The organism is Microbacterium sp. 4-7, from assembly GCF_014332665.1.
GTDB lineage: Bacteria > Actinomycetota > Actinomycetes > Actinomycetales > Microbacteriaceae > Microbacterium.
This window is the reverse complement of the sequence record NZ_MCRH01000004.1, coordinates 335,431-352,807: the sequence shown is the minus strand read 5'-3', so window position 1 is coordinate 352,807 and position 17,377 is coordinate 335,431. Positions and strand designations below refer to the sequence as shown.

At 67.2% G+C, this 17,377-nt stretch carries 16 protein-coding genes and 1 tRNA gene; 7 read left to right on the top strand and 10 right to left on the bottom strand.

Translation table 11 applies throughout. From position 1 onward, the window contains the following. Positions 1-3 precede the first annotated feature (3 nt). Positions 4-79: transfer RNA gene (locus BEP68_RS08850), tRNA-Asn, on the top strand. Between the two features lie 147 nt (positions 80-226). On the opposite strand, the gene BEP68_RS08845 is transcribed toward BEP68_RS08850, so the two are convergent. Beyond that, positions 227-733, bottom strand: a complete 507-nt coding sequence (locus tag BEP68_RS08845) for a septum formation family protein (RefSeq protein WP_261987781.1) — start codon at positions 731-733, stop codon at positions 227-229. A gap of 128 nt (positions 734-861) precedes the next feature. Then, positions 862-1,428: a peptide deformylase gene (gene def, locus BEP68_RS08840; RefSeq protein ID WP_187249756.1), complete on the bottom strand. Its 567-nt coding sequence runs from the start codon at positions 1,426-1,428 to the stop codon at positions 862-864. A 61-nt stretch (positions 1,429-1,489) separates the two neighbouring features. Between def and BEP68_RS08835 the strand changes: the two genes are divergently transcribed. Continuing rightward, positions 1,490-2,473 (top strand): DMT family transporter, encoded by a 984-nt coding sequence (locus tag BEP68_RS08835; RefSeq protein WP_053096472.1) that lies wholly within the window; start codon positions 1,490-1,492, stop codon positions 2,471-2,473. 12 nt (positions 2,474-2,485) lie between these two features. Here the strand turns inward: BEP68_RS08835 and pgl are convergent, their stop codons facing one another. Genes pgl through tkt form a run of 6 tightly spaced genes read right to left on the bottom strand, consistent with a single transcriptional unit; the run spans position 2,486 to position 10,585 of the window. Beyond that, on the bottom strand, positions 2,486-3,271 hold the full coding sequence (gene pgl / locus BEP68_RS08830; RefSeq protein WP_187249755.1) for a 6-phosphogluconolactonase: 786 nt from the start codon (positions 3,269-3,271) through the stop codon (positions 2,486-2,488). Next, positions 3,271-4,206 carry a glucose-6-phosphate dehydrogenase assembly protein OpcA gene (locus BEP68_RS08825; RefSeq protein ID WP_187249754.1) on the bottom strand — a complete coding sequence of 312 codons (936 nt, stop codon included), beginning with the start codon at positions 4,204-4,206 and terminating at the stop codon, positions 3,271-3,273. Before BEP68_RS08825 ends, pgl begins: the two co-directional genes overlap by 1 nt. Next, positions 4,203-5,753 carry a glucose-6-phosphate dehydrogenase gene (zwf, locus tag BEP68_RS08820; RefSeq protein WP_053096466.1) on the bottom strand — a complete coding sequence of 517 codons (1,551 nt, stop codon included), beginning with the start codon at positions 5,751-5,753 and terminating at the stop codon, positions 4,203-4,205. The genes BEP68_RS08825 and zwf overlap by 4 nt, the downstream gene beginning before the upstream one ends. Positions 5,754-5,775: 22 nt before the next feature. Next, complete coding sequence (locus BEP68_RS08815; protein ID WP_187249753.1) at positions 5,776-7,383, bottom strand: glucose-6-phosphate isomerase; 1,608 nt, start codon at positions 7,381-7,383, stop codon at positions 5,776-5,778. Next, positions 7,380-8,492, bottom strand: coding sequence for a transaldolase (gene tal, locus BEP68_RS08810; protein ID WP_187249752.1), 1,113 nt, complete (start codon positions 8,490-8,492; stop codon positions 7,380-7,382). The genes BEP68_RS08815 and tal overlap by 4 nt, the downstream gene beginning before the upstream one ends. Further along, a complete protein-coding gene (gene tkt / locus BEP68_RS08805) occupies positions 8,489-10,585 on the bottom strand; it encodes a transketolase (protein WP_187249751.1) in 2,097 nt (698 codons plus the stop codon). The genes tal and tkt overlap by 4 nt, the downstream gene beginning before the upstream one ends. 366 nt (positions 10,586-10,951) lie before the next feature. On the opposite strand from tkt, the gene BEP68_RS08800 reads away from it, so the two are divergent. Then, positions 10,952-11,857, top strand: coding sequence for a heme o synthase (locus BEP68_RS08800; RefSeq protein ID WP_053099149.1), 906 nt, complete (start codon positions 10,952-10,954; stop codon positions 11,855-11,857). Here BEP68_RS08800 and BEP68_RS08795 read toward each other — a convergent pair. Beyond that, positions 11,803-12,246: a hypothetical protein gene (locus BEP68_RS08795; protein WP_187249750.1), complete on the bottom strand. Its 444-nt coding sequence runs from the start codon at positions 12,244-12,246 to the stop codon at positions 11,803-11,805. The genes BEP68_RS08800 and BEP68_RS08795 overlap by 55 nt on opposite strands. Positions 12,247-12,318: 72 nt before the next feature. Then, on the bottom strand, positions 12,319-13,422 hold the full coding sequence (locus BEP68_RS08790) for a COX15/CtaA family protein (RefSeq protein WP_187249749.1): 1,104 nt from the start codon (positions 13,420-13,422) through the stop codon (positions 12,319-12,321). Positions 13,423-13,654: 232 nt separating this feature from the next. Here BEP68_RS08790 and sufB point away from each other — a divergent pair, with 232 nt between their 5' ends. Genes sufB through sufC form a run of 4 tightly spaced genes read left to right on the top strand, consistent with a single transcriptional unit; the run spans position 13,655 to position 17,373 of the window. Next, positions 13,655-15,073, top strand: a complete 1,419-nt coding sequence (gene sufB, locus BEP68_RS08785; RefSeq protein WP_187249748.1) for a Fe-S cluster assembly protein SufB — start codon at positions 13,655-13,657, stop codon at positions 15,071-15,073. Then, positions 15,074-16,279, top strand: a complete 1,206-nt coding sequence (sufD, locus tag BEP68_RS08780; RefSeq protein ID WP_187249747.1) for a Fe-S cluster assembly protein SufD — start codon at positions 15,074-15,076, stop codon at positions 16,277-16,279. Then, complete coding sequence (locus BEP68_RS08775; protein ID WP_056278884.1) at positions 16,276-16,602, top strand: non-heme iron oxygenase ferredoxin subunit; 327 nt, start codon at positions 16,276-16,278, stop codon at positions 16,600-16,602. The genes sufD and BEP68_RS08775 overlap by 4 nt, the downstream gene beginning before the upstream one ends. After that, entirely contained in the window at positions 16,603-17,373 is a 771-nt protein-coding gene (gene sufC, locus BEP68_RS08770) for a Fe-S cluster assembly ATPase SufC (protein ID WP_053096451.1), read from the top strand. Positions 17,374-17,377 lie beyond the last annotated feature (4 nt).

Sequence of the window (17,377 nt, the reverse complement as noted above, 5' to 3'; positions counted from 1 at the left end):
CATTCCTCGGTAGCTCAATTGGCAGAGCAGCCGGCTGTTAACCGGCAGGTTCTTGGTTCGAGTCCAAGCCGGGGAGCCAATGAAAAGCCCCTCTTCGGAGGGGCTTTTCCCTTTCTGCGGTGCGAGTCCCCGCTACTGTCTCTTCGAGGTCATTCGATGGTGACCTCCGGATACGCGAACGAGGCCCCGTCGGATGACGGAGCCTCGTTCGGTGATCAGAGCGAGATCAGCGCGCTGCGCCCTTGAGTGACCCGGTGGTCTGGCCGGCGGGGTCGGAGATCACGCACTGCACGACGCGGTCGTTCAGCTCGTCCCAGGTCTGCTGGGTCGGCGTGATCGGGTAGACCTCGAGCACCGAGGCCTCGAAGGCGACACCGACGAAGCTCGTGTAGGCGTCGCCGATGCACTCCTGCGACGCGGCGTCGATGTTCTCCTCGGAGAACTCGCCGTCGTCCATCGTGATCTCGTAGTAGACCTCTTCATCGTGCGGCTGGTCGCACGGGACGACGTCGGCGTCCTCGATGAGACCGCTTGCACTCGCCATCTTGCAGTCGCCGAGCTTCAGCGAGAAGATGTCGATGTTCGAGCTCTCGGTCACCTGTCCGGTGTCCTCGTCGCGGTCGGCATCGCCCGAACCGCCCCCCAGGATGCCGTTCAGCGCGCTGCAGCCGGTCAGTGCGACCGACAGCGCCACAGCAGAACCTGCCAGCGCCAGTGCGCGTCGCGTGCGCATCTTCATCATTTCGTCCCCTCCAGAGCCTCTTGGTGAGTGGCATATTGAAATACCACCTCAAGCACGGTATCCGGGCCGGAGTCTGTGATGCAACTCCGAGAAGACTGTGAGCAGGCTGGGAGGGGAGGTCAGGCTTCCAGATCGTCGATGCCGGGGACCCAGCTCGCGCCGGGCTTGCCCCACCCGCGCTTCTTCGCGATCTTCTGGACGGTCTTCCAGTCGCCGTCCGAGAGGCGGTCGATGTAGAGGATGCCGTCGAGGTGGTCGAACTCATGCTGCATGATGCGGGCGCGCCAGCCGTCGACCACGATCTCCACAGGCGCCCCGTCGAGATCGACGCCTGAGACCCGCACCCGCTCCGAGCGCCGCAGCGGGAATCGCTCACCCGGGAACGAGAGGCAGCCTTCGGACTCCAGCTCGTCGTCCGGCTCGCCGGGCTCCAGCGGCACCATCCAGAGCTCCGGGTTGATGATCACGCCACGCCACGGCTGCTCGTCATCGTCGACGTACGCGTACGTGTAGATGCGCAGCGGCATACCGACCTGGGGTGCGGCGAGACCGACGCCCGGGGCCCTGTCCATCGTCTCGAACATGTCGGCGACGAGCGTGCGGATGTCGTCGGAGATCTCCTCGACGACGGAAGCGGGGGAGTGCAGGACGGGGTCGCCCATGATGCGAATAGGAAGAACAGCCACGCCATAACCCTACTCGGCGCACATCGCCGGGTAGGGTCGAAGGGTGAGCATCTCCGTATGGATGACTGGGGCGGAAGACGTCACCGAGCAGCTGGTCGGTGTCTTCCAGAACCCGAAACTGCTCCTCGGCATCCCCCTCGCGCTTGCGGGTGCCGTCTTCATGTCTCTCGGCGCGCAGTATCAGCATCGTGGCGTCGAGAAGGTGGAGCGGCTCAGCGGATCCGACGGAGCCAGCGGTCTGAGCATGAGCCAGATGAAGGGCCTGCTCACCCGGCCCTCCTGGATAGCCGGAACGCTGATGCTCGGCCTGGCGATCGTGTGTCAGCTCGCGGCGCTCTCTCAAGCGCCGCTGATGGTCGTGCAGCCGCTCGGCGCCATCGCGCTTGTCATCACCACGCTGCTCAACGCACGGATCTCGGGTCATTCGCCGACCAGGAAGTCGATCATCGCGATCGTCTGCTGTGTGGGCGGCATCTTCCTGTTCGTCTTCTTCGCAGCGATCTACGCCACGGAGAAGGAGATCACCGACACCGAGCTCTTCACGATCCTGGCGATCCTGCTGGTCGTCATCATCGTGCTCGGCGCCTGCTGGCTGGTGCTCCGCCACCGCATGCGCGCTCTGTTCTACGTCATCGGCGCCGGCATCCTCTACGGTTTCGTCGCCACTCTCGCCAAAGCCGTCATCAGCCGGATCAGCGCCGGCAACTTCGAGTGGATCACCCTCGTGTGCGTCATCGCGCTGATCGCGGCCGGCGCCGTCGGAGCGTACTTCGTCCAGTCCGCCTACAGCTCGGGGCCGCCGGATCTCGTCATCGCCGGACTGACGGTCGTCGACCCCATGGTCGCCGTGCTCATCGGCATGGTCGTGCTCGGAGAGGCCGCGGCGTCACCGCCGTGGGTCCTCGTGATCTTCGCCGTGGCCGGTGCCATCGCGATCTGGGGCGTCGTCAACCTCGCGCGGTATCACCCGCAGGTGCTGAGCGACAGCCAGGACCTCGGGATCACGCGCGGCAGTGACGACGCGACAAAAGACCCCGAGGCCTGAGTTCTCTCGACTTCAGTACGCCGGGTCGATGAGGTCGGGAGAGACCTCCGACGCAGCGGCCTCGTCGACGAAGAAGACGGTGCGCTTGCGGCCCTTGGCTCCCGCGGCCGGAACGTTGGTGTAGCTCGCGCCCGCGAGGGCGAGTCCGAGCGCCGACGCCTTGTCCGCGCCGGTGAGGACCAGCCAGACACGCTTCGACGCGTTGAGCACCGGGCGCGTCAGCGTGACACGCTCCGGCGGAGGCTTGGGAGAGTCGCGAACCGGCAGCGCGGCGGCGTCCGTCACGGTGACCTCGGGGCGATCGGGGAAGAGTGAGGCGATGTGGCCGTCGGGCCCCACACCGAGGAAGCAGACCGCGAACGACGGCCACGGGTGCTCGTCGGTCCCGTAGCGCGCGAGATCCGCCGCGTACGCCGAAGCCGCCTCGTCGAGGGTCAGCCCCTCGTCCGCAGCAGCGACCTCGTGGATGTTCTCGGCGGGGACGGGAATGTGGTCGAGCAGGGCCTCACGCGACTGCACCGCATTGCGATCGGCGTCGTCGCGAGCGACGAACCGCTCATCGCCCCACCAGAAGTGAACCAGCGACCAGTCGATCTGACCCGACCTGGGGTCGTCGCGCGTCGCACGCAGAACCGCACCGCCCATCGAACCGCCGGTGAGGGCGATGTGGGCGATGCGGCCGTTGCGCGTGCGCGCACGAAGGCGCGTCAGGAATCTGTCGGCCACGCTCGCGGCAAGTGCTGCGGGCGTGGCTTCGACCACGACCCGCTTGTCTGCGGGCGCTGTCTTCGTCGACATCATTCTCCTGTCTGGGGCGGACCCAGTTTCTCCCAGCCCTCGGTGATCACTCGACCGTACAGGACGTCGGGGTCGAGGCGACGCAGCTCCTCGGCGAGGCACTCCCGCAGCGTGCGGCGCGGCAGGTGCAGGTCGTGGTCGGGCTGGTCGGGCTGCGTGAGCACGGCCACGCCGGGCGTGGGGCGCTCGAGCAGGATGTCGCCCGACGAGCGGCGCAGACGCACCGACTTGATGCCCTCCTGCCAGTGCTCGGGGTCTTCGTACGACCAGGTCACCGGGACGTCGAGGGCCATCTGCAGCCATGCGGCGAGAAGCGCGGTCGACGGCGAGGCCGATCCACCGCGCACCTCGACCGCGGTGACCTCTTCGAACGGCGGCTGATCGAGCACGGCGGCGAGCTGCTCGCGCCAGTGCGTGAGACGGGTCCACGCGAGGTCGGTGTCGCCGGGCGCGTGGGTCTCGCCGAGCAGTCCCAGGCGGTCGCGAACATCGGGTGCGGTCGCGGCATCCGTGATGCGGCGCTGCGCGATCTTGCCGAGGGGAGACGAGGCCGGCGATGTCGGCGCCTCTTCGGGCCACCAGGCGACGACGGGGGCGTCGGGCAGGAGCAGACCTGTGACCAGGCTCTCCTCGTTGCTGGCGGCGTCCCCGTAGGCCCGGAGGACGACGACCTCGGAGGCGCCGGCGTCACCGCCGACGCGGATCTGAGCGTCGAGACGCGACTCGCCCTCACCCGTGGTGAGAACGATGACACGCATGGGGTGCTCGCGGGACGCGTCGTTTGCCGCGTCGATCGCTGCCTCCGCGACGCCGTTGCGTGCAGAGATGATCAGCGTGAGCACACGGCCGAGTGCGACAGCGCCGCCCTCTTCGCGCACCTTGACGAGCTGCTTGGCGACCTGGCTGACGGTCGTGTCGGGAAGGTCGATGATCATGGGCGTCTCCACACTCGTCCATCACGGGCAAGGAGGTCGTCGGCGGATGCCGGACCCCACGAACCGGGTGCGTACTGGTCGACCGGGCCGCCCTCGGCTGCCCAGTACTTCTCCACGGGGTCGAGGATCTTCCAGGAGAGCTCGACCTCCTCATGGCGCGGGAACAGCGGCGGGTCGCCCAGGAGCACGTCGAGGATCAGACGTTCGTACGCCTCAGGGCTCGCCTCGGTGAACGCGTGGCCGTAACCGAAGTCCATGGTGACATCGCGCACGTTGGTGCCGTTTCCGGGCACCTTCGATCCGAAGCGGATCGTGACGCCCTCATCGGGCTGGACGCGGATGACGAGCGCGTTCTGGCCGAGCTCTGCCGTGTTCGAGCGGCCGAAGAGGTGCTCCGGTGCCTTCTTGAACACGACGGCGACCTCGGTCACACGACGCCCCAGACGCTTCCCGGTGCGAAGGTAGAACGGTACGCCGGACCAGCGCCGGGTGTCGATCTCCAGCTTGATCGCGGCATAGGTCTCGGTCGCGGACTCGGGGTTCATCCCGTCCTCGTCGAGGAATCCGGTCACCTGCTCGCCACCCTGCCAGCCGCCCGCGTACTGCCCGCGGGCGGTCGCGAGCGAGAGATCCTCCGGCACGTGGACCGCAGCGAGAACCTTCTCCTTCTCGGCACGCAGGTGCTCGGCGGACAGGCTGATCGGCTCTTCCATGGCGGTGAGCGCGAGCAGCTGCAGCAGGTGGTTCTGGATGACATCGCGCGCCGCACCGACGCCGTCGTAGTAGCCCGCACGGCCACCGACGCCGATGTCCTCGGCCATCGTGATCTGCACGTGGTCGACGTAGTTGCGGTTCCAGATCGGTTCGTACAGCTCGTTCGCGAAGCGCAGGGCCAGGATGTTCTGGACCGTCTCCTTGCCGAGGTAGTGGTCGATGCGGAAGATCGAGTCGGCGGAGAACGCCACCTCGAGGGCGGCATTGAGTTCGCGCGCCGACTCGAGGTCGTGGCCGAACGGCTTCTCGATCACGACGCGTCGCCAGCGCTCATCGTCGTCGTCATTCGCTCCGACGAGGCCGGAGTCCTTGAGCTGCTTCGCGACGAGGGGGAAATCCTTCGGCGGGATCGACAGGTAGAACGCGTGGTTGCCCATCGTGCCGCGTTCGACGTCGAGCTGATCGACCGTGTCGCGCAGCTTGCGGAAGGACTCGGGGTTGTCGAACTCGCCCGAGACGAAGCGGATGCCCTGCAGCAGCTGCGCCCACGTCTCTTCGCGGAAGGGCGTGCGTGCATGCTGCTTCACGGCGTCGTACACGACCTGGGCGAAGTCCTGGTCCTCCCAGTCTCGACGGGCGAAGCCCACGAGGGCGAATCCGGGAGGCAGGAGTCCGCGGTTGGCGAGATCGTAGACGGCGGGCATGAGCTTCTTGCGTGACAGATCTCCGGTCACACCGAAGATCACGAGGGCGCTGGGCCCGGCGATCCGGTTGAGGCGGCGATCATCGGGGTCACGCAGCGGGTTGTGCCCGCGCGAGATGGGAACAGACATCGGTGGGGGATTCTCCTGGCTGTTACTTCTGTGCGGCTTCGAAGAGGGTGAGGACGTCGGCCGACGAATCGGTGATCGTCAGGGAGACGACCGGACGGCCGTGCTCGGCGAGGACACCGGCATCGCCGGCGGCCTGTGCCTCGATGAGCTGTCCGAACGTGAACGGGCGCTCGGGGATCTCGAGGTCGACATCCGTGCGCTCAAGGATCTGCAGGAACACGCCCTGCGCCGGCCCGCCCTTGTGATACTGGCCGGTGGAGTGCAGGAATCGGGGTCCCCATCCGAACGTCGTCGGCCGACCGGAGTCGGCGGCGACGAGCTCGCGGAGACCCTGCAGCTGCGGGACGTCGAGCCTGTTGACGTATGCCTGGATCGACACGTAGCCGTCTTCCGGCAGTGCAGCCCACAGCGCGTCGAGCACGCCCTCGACGGTTCCTGACGCCGCGAGAGCGGGGTCGGAGACGCGGACCTCGACGCCGTTCTCGACGAACGCCGGTGCCGTCGGAGCGGGACGTGCATCCAGCAGTCCACGGGCGGCGACCTTCGCCGACTCGACGTCGGGCTGGTCGAACGGGTTGATGCCGAGCAGATACCCGGCGATGGCGGTCGCGTACTCCCAGACGATGAGCTGCGCACCCAGCGAACCGCTGACGAGGATCTCGCCCTCGTGACGTTCGCGCAGGTGGAACTCGTTCGCGTCGTCGACGAGCCGCACGAGCTGGAGATCGGCGGGTCGGGAGTCGAGCTCCGGCGACACGGGCAGCAGGACGACGGGAAGGATGCCGGTGCCGTCCTTGCCGGTGGACTCCGCGATGAGCTGCTCGATCCAGTCGGGGAGCCCGTTGATGTGCGTGCCGTCGGTGATGAGACCGAGCTTGTCGCGTCGCGGCGTGGTGGCGGAGATCGCCGCGGCCAGCCGGAGTGCCGGGTTGTCGGCCGAGTCGATGGCGACCTCGAGGAGCGAGGCCTCGGCCTCGTCGAGGAGCTCGGCGATGTCAGCGCCCGCGAGCCCCGACGGTACGAGGCCGAAGGCGGTGAGGGCCGAGTACCGTCCGCCGACGTGCGGGTCGGCGTTGAACACGCGGTAGCCGGCTTCACGGGCGGAGACGTCGAGCGGCGAGCCCGGGTCGGTCACGACGATGATGCGCTCGAGCGGGTCGATGCCCACGTCGCGGAACGCGGCGTCGAAAGTGCGACGCTGCGAGTCGGTCTCGACGGTCGAGCCTGACTTCGAGGAGACGACCAGCACGGTGTTCTCCAGGCCCTCGTCGAGCGCGGCGAGCACCTGGCTCGGCGCGGTCGAGTCGAGAATCGTCAGCGGGACACCGGCGGTCTGGGCGATCACCTCGGGGGCGAGCGATGACCCGCCCATGCCGGCGAGCACCACCCGATTCACACCCTTCGCGTGCAGATCGGCGCGGAGGGCGACGATCTCGGCGACGAGGGGGCGCGAGACGGATACCGCCTCGACCCAGCCCAGGCGGATCGACGCCTCGGACTCGGCCGCGGGACCCCACAGGGCTGCGTCACCGCCGGTCACCCGCGAGGCGACCAGATCGTGGACGAGAGCGGGAACCGTCTCGTCGATCGCGACCCGAGCCGCGCCCGAGGCGTGGATCGCAAACGTCATCGCTGCGCCTCGAGGCCCTCAGCCACCTGCGTCAGCAGATCGTGCCAGGAGTCGATGAACTTGGCGACGCCCTCGTCCTCGAGCACCTGGGTGACGTCGGTGAAGTCGATGCCGAGGTCGGCGAGACCGGCGAACACGGCGCGAGCCTCGTCGTAGCCGCCCGTGATCGTGTCACCGGTGACGACGCCGTGGTCGAAGGTGGCCTCGAGCGTCTTCTCCGGCATCGTGTTGACGACGTCCTTCGCCACGAGCTCGGTGACGTAGAGCGTGTCGGGCAGGGCCGGGTCCTTGACGCCGGTCGACGCCCACAGCGGACGCTGCGGGTTGGCGCCCAGCTTGATCAGGTCCTGCGCACGCTTCTCGGCGAACTTCTGCTCGTAGAGCTCGTAGGCGAGACGCGCGTTCGCGAGGCCTGCCTTGCTCTTGAGCGCCTCGGCCTCGTCGGTGCCGATCGCCGAGAGGCGCTTGTCGGTCTCCGTGTCGACGCGCGACACGAAGAACGAGGCCACGGAGTGGATGCTCGACAGATCGAAGTCGGCGCTGTGCGCGCGCTCGAGACCGGTGAGGTAGGCGTCGATGACCTCGGCGTAGCGCTCGAGGCTGAAGATCAGGGTGACGTTGACGCTGATGCCCGATGCGATCGCCTCGGTGATGGCAGGCAGGCCCGCCTTCGTCGCGGGGATCTTAACGAGCAGGTTCGGACGGTCGACCTTTGCCCACAGCTGCTTGGCCTGTGCGACGGTGCCCTCGGTGTCATGCGCGAGGTCGGGGGAGACCTCGATGGAGACGCGGCCGTCGACGTGGCCCGACTTCTCCCACACGGGGCGGAAGACGTCGAGAGCGGCGGCGACGTCCTGCGTGGTCGCGGCGAACACGGCCTCTTCCGCCGTGGCGCCCGACGCTGCGAGCTCGGTGACCTGAGCGTCGTACGAGGTGTTGTTCTTGTCGGTGATCGCGTTCGCGAAGATCGTCGGGTTGGTGGTCACGCCGACCACGTTGCGCGACTCGATCAGCTCGGCGAGGTTGCCGGACGAGATGCGGGTGCGGGACAGGTCGTCGAGCCAGATGCTGACACCGGCTGCTGCGAGGTCTGAGGTGGGGGTGCTCATGCGTTCTCCTTGATGGTCTCGCGTGCGGCCGCGATGACGGCCTCGGTGGTGATGCCGAACTTCTGGAACAGGGTCTTGTAGTCGGCGGAGGCGCCGAAGTGGTCGATGCCGACCGAACGGCCGCGGTCGCCCACGATGCCGCGCCAGCTGAGGACGGAGCCGGCCTCGACCGAGACGCGGGCGGTGACGGCCTTCGGCAGGACCGACTCGCGGTACGCCTCGTCCTGCTCGTCGAACCACTCGAGCGAGGGAGCCGACACGACGCGGACGTTGACGCCCTCTTCGGCCAGGGCCGCCCGGGCGTCGACCGCCAGCTGGACCTCGGACCCGGTCGCGATGATGATCACGTCGGGGGTGCCGTTCGGCGCCTCGGCGAGCACATATGCACCCTTCGAGACACCGTCTGTCGAGGCGAAGAGGTCGCCGTCGGCTGCACCCTGGCCGCGCTCGAACACCGGGATGTTCTGACGGGTCAGCGCGATGCCGGTGGGGCCCTCGTGGCGTCGGAGGATCTCGAGCCAGGCGGCCGAGGTCTCGTTGGCGTCAGCCGGACGCACCAGGGTGAAGTTCGGGATGGCGCGGAGCGTCGCGATCTGCTCGACGGGCTGGTGCGTCGGGCCGTCTTCTCCGAGGGCGACGGAGTCGTGAGTCCAGACGAAGATGCTGGGGACGTTCATCAGCGCGGCCAGACGCACCGGCGGGCGCATGTAGTCGCTGAAGATGAGGAAGGTGCCGCCGAAGGCGCGCGTCGGGCCGTGCAGCACGATGCCGTTGACGATGGCGCCCATGGCGTGCTCGCGGATGCCGAAGTGCAGCACGCGGCCGTAGGGGTCGCCCGACCACTCGTGGGTCGACCACTCGGCGGGGATGAAGGACTTCGAGTCCTTGATCGTGGTGAGGTTCGACTCGGCGAGGTCGGCCGATCCGCCCCAGAGCTCGGGGAGCTCGGCGGCGAGGGCGTTGATGACCTGACCGGAGGCCGCACGCGTAGAGACGTCCTTGCCGCCTTCGAAGACGGGGAGCGCCGAGGTGATGTCGGCTGGCAGCTGCTTCGCCTCGAGGCGGTCGAGCAGCGCCTTGCGCTCAGGGTTGGCCGCGGCCCACGCGTCGAACGACTTCTGCCACTCGGCGCGGGTCTCCGCGGCGCGATCCGCGAGTGCGCGGGTGTGGGCGATGACGTCGTCGGCGATGGCGAAGTGCTCTTCGGGGTCGAAGCCCAGGACCTTCTTCGTTGCGGCGAGCTCGTCGCCACCGAGCGCGGAGCCGTGGATCTTGCCGGAGTTCTGCTTGCCGGGCGAGGGCCAGCCGATGATCGTCTTCAGGATGATGAGCGACGGCTTCGAGGTCTCGCCCTTCGCGGCCTCGATCGCCGCGTTGAGCTCGGCGACATCCTCGACGTACTCGCCGGTCTTCTTCCAGTCGACGACCTGGACCTGCCAGCCGTAGGCCTCGTAGCGCTTGGCGACGTCTTCGGTGAAGGCGACGTTCGTGTCGTCCTCGATCGAGATCTGGTTGGAGTCGTAGATCGCGATGAGGTTGCCGAGCTCCTGGTGGCCCGCGAGCGAGGAGGCCTCGCTGGTGACGCCTTCCTGGAGGTCGCCGTCACCGGCGATCACGTAGACGAAGTGATCGAACGGGCTGGTGCCCGCCTCTGCCTCGGGGTCGAATAGGCCGCGCTCGTAGCGGGCGGCGTAGGCGAAGCCGACGGCGGAAGCGAGTCCCTGTCCCAGCGGGCCGGTGGTGATCTCGACGCCCTTGGTGTGACCGTATTCGGGGTGGCCCGGGGTGAGGGAACCCCACGTGCGCAGTGCCTTGAGGTCGTCGAGCTCGAGGCCGAAGCCGCCGAGGTAGAGCTGCACGTACTGGGTGAGAGAGGAGTGTCCGACCGAGAGGATGAAACGGTCACGACCCAGCCAGTCGGTGTCGGTCGGGTCGTGACGAAGCACCCGCTGATAGAGGAGATACGCGGCCGGAGCCAGGCTCATCGCGGTGCCGGGGTGGCCGTTGCCGACCTTCTCCACGGCATCCGCAGCCAGAAGACGCGCGGTGTCCACCGCGCGTCGGTCGATCTCATCCCACTGCAATTCCGACACTGTGAAGCCCTTCTGCAACTGTTCGAGAGCGCCGGATTGCACGATCGCAGTCCGCAACGATACGGAGGGGTTTGTGATGTGCGCCGGACGCGCGAGTCATTTCAGCATAGCGCCGAGGTTCGACTCGTTACCCCCCTTTACAACGCTCCGCCCGTCCAGTAATTCCATGCCTTCGTCGAGGCTTCCGATGAGCGGTGGAACTGCGGATCAGGAGTCCTGGAACGCGATCCCGTCGCGTCCCGGGAGCCCGGATGCGAGGGTCGGTGGAGCGCTGATCATCGGGGCGGGCGAGCCCTGCGCCCGGCGTGCCCTAGACTGGGAAACGCTGTCGTGACGCGTGTGGAGGAGGCGATCGAGATCTCGACGATGTCTGATCAGACCGTTGTGAAGAAGTCCATCGGTCGCACCGTGAAGGCGTACGTCGCCCTCACCAAGCCGCGCGTCCTCGAACTGCTGCTGGTGTCGACCGTCCCGGTGATGTTCCTCGCTCAGGGCGGTCTCCCCGACATGTGGCTGGTGCTGGCCACCGTGATCGGCGGCTCGCTGAGCGCCGGCTCGGCCGCGGCGTTCAACATGTACCTCGACCGCGACATCGATGCCCACATGCATCGCACGGAGAACCGTCCGCTGGTGACCGGCGAGATCAGCCCGCGAGGCGCGCTGATCTTCTCCTGGACGCTCGCCGTCGTCTCGACCGTATGGCTGTGGTTCACCACGAACTGGCTGGCGGCCACGCTGTCGGCATCCGCCATCTTCTTCTACGTCGTCATCTACACGATGATCCTCAAGCGACGCACCGAGCAGAACATCATCTGGGGCGGCATCGCCGGGTGCTTCCCGGTGCTCATCGGCTGGGCTGCCGTCACCGGCTCGCTCGACTGGCCCGCGTTCATCCTGTTCGCGCTCATCTTCCTCTGGACGCCGCCGCATTACTGGCCGCTGTCGATGAAGTACAAGGACGACTACGACGACGTCGACGTGCCCATGCTCGGTGTCACCCGCAACGCCTCACAGGTCGGCCTCCAGGTCATCCTCTATGCCTGGGCGACCGTCGCCTGCTCGCTGCTGCTGATCCCGATCGCGAACATGGGCCTCGTCTACGGCGTCTCCGCCGCGGTGTTCGGCGGCTGGTTCATCTATGAGTCGCACCGCCTGTACAACCAGGCGGTGCGAGGCAACGAGGCGCGGCCGATGCGAGTCTTCCACGCCTCGATCACTTATCTGACGCTGATCTTCGTGGCCGTCGCGGTCGACCCGCTGCTGCCGTTCTGATCCTGCTCGGCGCCGCCGACCAGCTCGTCGTCCGCCGCTGTCGCGGGGATCTCGGAGTCGATGGTGTCGACCTCGTCGGCCTCAGCTGATTCGTTCGTCCCATCGATCGGCCCGACGACTGCGGGCGCAGGAGAAGGCAGGAGCGCCTGCACCGCACTCAGACCGACGGCGATCAGCACGCCGATGACGCCGGCGCCCAGAAGCGCGGCTCCGACGACGACGAGCGACTGCCCCACGTAGACCTCGATGCCGGTCGCCGTGCCGTCGAGCAGAGTGCTCGTCATGGTGCCGACCTGGCCGGCGATCAGCCACCCGCCCACTCCCGCTGAAGCGAGCGAGAGCACGAGGAGGAGCCAGAAGCCGATGCTGCGTGTCAATGACTTGTTCATGTCCGCAACGGTGCACGACGAACTGATGAGCCGCTGATGCCCGGGCTATGCATCCCCTGTGCGCAGCCGGGGTCAGGCCTCCGCAGCGGCCGGCTTCTTCAGGTTCAGCACCACCACGGTGTACGCAGCCGCCGACAGCGAGGCGAGCACCATGTGGATGCCCACGAGCACCGGCGGGAGGCCTTCGCGCGCCTGCCACACGCCCACGCCGACCTGCACCAGGATCGCCAGCACGAGCACGAGCAGCCATCTGCGCGGTCGTAGGTGCAGGACCCACGCGGCGATCGTCAAGGTGACGACGAGCGCGGCGAGGATGTATCCCGGCCAGGAGTGCACGTGGGCGAGCACCGTGGCGTCGAATCCCTGGCGCTCGACGGCCGCGTCGCCGGAGTGCGGCCCGGAACCGGTGGTCAGCACGCCGAACAGGATCGTCACGGCGAGGGCGAGACCGGTGATGTGGCTCAGTGCCGCGAACCAGGTCGGCACCGCGCGCTCACGCGGTCCGGGCGCGGCGTAGAGCCTGACCAGGAAGGCCGCGGTCACGCACACAAGGAGGAGGGACGACACGTAGTGGAATCCGACGATGAAGGGGTTCAGTCCCGTGAGCACCGTGATGCCGCCCACAAGAGCCTGCGCGACGACGCCGATCAGCACGACCCAGGCGAGGATGACGAGATCCCGCCTTTCGGTCGTCAACCTGACCGATCTGACCGTGGCGGCGATGACCGTCACGAGCAGAGCCGCCATCGCGAAGGGCGTGGCGGGGAGGTCGACGAGCGTGAAGACGAAGAACACGACCCCGGCCGCCAGGATTCCGGCGGCGGCGAAGCGGAGGGCCGAGAACACCGTGGCCTTCCCCCCGGTGCGCGCCAGCACGAGCAGCAGGACGGCGAGGGCGATGACGCCGACCACACCCGTCATGACGCGGTTGCCGAACTCGATGATGCCGTGGATTCCCTGATCGGCATAGATCGGGACGAGCGACTCCGGCGTGCAGAGCGGCCACTCGGAGCATCCGAGGCCTGATCCGGTCAGCCGCACGGCGCCGCCGGTGCCGATGATGATGGTCTGCGCGAGGAATGAGAGCCAGGCGAAGACGCGAAGCGCTCGTCCCCAGAGGATCGCATGCGTCGACGCTGCCGCGTTCGTGGGGGAGGAGATCGTCGTCTCGGGCATAAGTCTCTCCGAACCGCGCCGGACACGGCGAGCGGCCCTGTCTTCAGGCGGAACCTGTAGAATCGGATTGTTGTGATGAGCGCTGACCGCGCTGAAGCATCGCTAACAGTTTAGGCGCGATGGATGCGCCGGTGATGAGGGCCCACCAACGGCACCCGCTCCCGCAGACTCGACGGGGATCAGGTGTGTCGGGGCGGATGACACCGTTTGGGACCTGTGAGGAGAGTGTGTGATGTCGGATGTGCTGATCGACCGCCCGGAGCTTGACGGCCTGGGGGTGTACGAATTCGGGTGGCATGACGAAGATGCCGCCGGAGCCATCGCCAAGCGCGGTATCTCCAAAGAGGTGGTCCGCGGGATCTCGGCGCTCAAGCACGAGCCCGAATGGATGCTGAAGACCCGACTCAAGGGCTATCAGCTCTTCGGTCGCAAGCCGATGCCGACCTGGGGTGCAGACCTCAGCGAGATCGACTTCGACAACATCAAGTACTTCGTGCGCTCGACCGAGAAGCAGGCCCAGTCCTGGGAGGATCTCCCGGCTGAGATCCGCGAGACGTACGAGCGCCTCGGCATCCCCGAGGCCGAGCGTCAGCGCCTCGTCGCCGGCGTCGCAGCGCAGTACGAGTCCGAGGTCGTCTACCACCAGATCCGCGAGGATCTGGAGGAACAGGGCGTCATCTTCATGGACACCGACACCGCGCTCCGCGAGCACCCCGAGTTCTTCGAGGAGTACTTCGGCACCGTGATCCCGGCCGGCGACAACAAGTTCGCCGCGCTCAACACAGCCGTGTGGTCGGGAGGTTCGTTCGTCTACGTCCCCAAGGGCGTGCACGTCGAGATCCCGCTGCAGGCGTACTTCCGCATCAACACCGAGAACATGGGCCAGTTCGAGCGGACCCTGATCATCGCCGACGAGGACAGCTACGTCCACTACATCGAGGGCTGCACCGCTCCGATCTACAAGTCGGACTCGCTGCACTCGGCCGTCGTCGAGATCATCGTGAAGAAGAACGCCCGCGTTCGGTACACGACGATCCAGAACTGGTCGAACAACGTCTACAACCTCGTCACCAAGCGAGCCGTCGCCCATGAGGGCGCGACGATGGAGTGGGTCGACGGCAACATCGGCTCCAAGGTGACGATGAAGTACCCGTCGATCTACCTGATGGGCGAGCACGCCAAGGGCGAGACCCTCTCGGTCGCCTTCGCGGGTCCCGGCCAGCACCAGGATGCCGGCGCGAAGATGATCCACATGGCTCCGTACACGCAGTCGTCGATCGTCTCCAAGTCGATCGCCCGTGGCGGCGGACGTGCGGGATACCGCGGCGAGGTGAGGGTGGACGCGAACGCGCACCACTCCGCGAACACCGTGCGCTGCGACGCGCTGCTGGTGGACACGAAATCGCGCTCCGACACGTACCCGGCCATCGACATCCGGGTCGACGACGTGCAGCTGGGCCACGAGGCCACCGTCTCGAAGGTCAGCGAGGAGCAGCTCTTCTACCTGCAGTCCCGCGGCATGCCCGAGGACGAGGCGATGGCGATGATCGTGCGCGGCTTCATCGAGCCGATCGCGCGCGAACTGCCCATGGAGTACGCGATGGAATTGAACAAGCTCATCGAAATGGGCATGGAAGGATCGGTCGGCTAAATGGCGGCCTCGACGACAGCGCCCAGCGAGGCGCAGCACACGAACGCGCACATCGACCCCGCAGCTCAGGTCTCGGATGCCGGATTCGTCCCGGTGCAGACCCGCTCGGAGCGTCCGCACTCCTTCGAACCCGCCGACTTCGGTTCGCCGACCGGCCGCGAGGTCAACTGGAAGCACACTCCGGTGGCCAAGCTCTCCGCCCTCTTCGAGGTGGCAGGTCCGACCGAGGGCGTGCGCTACTCGTTCGGTGACGGCGAGAAGTACGTGGCGGCACCGCTCGCCGCGGGTGATGCCCCGCGCGGGGAGGTCTTCCTGGCCGAGGACATCACGGCGGCCGTCGCCTGGCAGGGCTCGTCCGAGGCGCTGCACATCCGCATCCCGCGCGAAGAAGAGGTCGCTGAGCCGATCCTCGTCTCGATCGAGGGCCTCGGCGCCGAACTGCGCGCCGATGCCCACATCGTGATCGAGGCCCTCGAGCACAGCTCGGCCACCGTCGTGCTCCAGCACACCGGAGCCGCGCAGTACTCGCAGAACGTCGAGATCATCGTCCGCGATGGCGCGAAGCTCACTGTCATCAGCCTGCAGCAGTGGCAGGACGAGGCCGTGCACACCTCTGCGCATCAGGCCAGGGTCGATGCGGATGCCACGCTCAAGCACTTCGTGATCAGCTTCGGCGGCGGAGTCGTGCGCGTGAACCCGAGCGTCGAGCTCGCCGGCGGCGGATCCGAGGGGTACCTCTACGGACTGTCCTACGCCGATGCCGGGCAGCACCTCGAGAGCCAGGTCTACCTGCACCACAAGGGCCCGCACACCAAGGGCGACGTGCTCTACAAGGGTGCGCTCCAGGGGCAGGGAGCGCACAGCGTCTGGATCGGCGACGTGCTCATCGGCGCCGACGCGACGGGCACCGACTCCTACGAGGCGAACCGCAACCTGGTGCTCACCGAGGGTGCACGCGCCGACTCGATCCCGAACCTCGAGATCGAGACCGGGGACATCCTCGGCGCCGGCCACGCCAGCGCCACGGGGCGCTTCGATGACGAGCAGCTGTTCTACCTGCAGGCCCGCGGCATCAGCGAAGAGGAAGCGCGCCGACTCGTCGTGCTCGGATTCCTCACCGACATCGTTCAGCGCCTGGGAATCCCGGCACTGGAGACCGAGCTGCTCGACGCGATCGAGACGGAGCTCGCCGAGGTGAACGCATGAGCGCCGAGCGCGTGTGCGGCGTCGCGGAACTCGAGCAGGACATGCCGATCCGCGTCGAGCCGAACGGCATCCCGATCACCGTGATCAAGGACTCCGAAGGCGTGATCCACGCCATCGGGGACACCTGCACGCATGGCGACATCTCTCTCGCCGAAGGGTTCGTCGAAGGTGACACGGTGGAGTGCTGGGCCCACGGCTCCGCGTTCTCGCTGCTCACCGGCAAGCCCCAGAACCTCCCTGCTTATGAGCCCGTTCCGGTCTACGTCGTCGAGATCGACGGCGACGACGTGCTCATCGACCCGACTGTGACGAAGGAAGTCTGAATGTCTGTTCTCGAAATCCGCGACCTGCACGTGACGGTCGAGACCGAGGCGGGTACCACCCCGATCCTCAACGGAATCACCCTCACCATGAACACCGGTGAGACGCACGCGATCATGGGCCCCAACGGCTCGGGCAAGTCGACGCTCGCCTACACGATCGCCGGCCACCCGAAGTACACCGTGACCTCCGGCTCGATCACGTTCGACGGCCAGGATGTGCTCGCGATGAGCGTCGACGAGCGCGCGCGCGCCGGCCTGTTCCTCGCGATGCAGTACCCGGTCGAGATCCCCGGCGTGACGGTGACGAACTTCCTCCGCACCGCCAAGACGGCACTCGACGGCGAAGCTCCGGCGATCCGCGGCTGGACCAAGGACGTCAAGGCGGCCATGGCGAACCTCCGCATGGACCCGAAGTTCGCTCAGCGCAACGTCAACGAAGGCTTCTCCGGTGGCGAGAAGAAGCGTCACGAGATCCTGCAGCTCGAGGTCCTCAAGCCGCAGTTCGCGATTCTCGACGAGACCGACTCGGGCCTCGACGTCGACGCGCTGAAGATCGTCTCGGAAGGCGTCAATCGCGCCAAGGAGTCGACCGGACTCGGCGTGCTGCTGATCACGCACTACACCCGTATCCTCCGCTACATCCGTCCGGACTTCGTGCATGTGGTCGTCGCGGGCAAGATCGTCGAAGAGGGCGGCCCCGAGCTCGCAGACCGGCTCGAGGAAGAGGGATACGACCGTTTCCTCGACCCCGCAGCCCCCATCGAGGCGTAGGCTG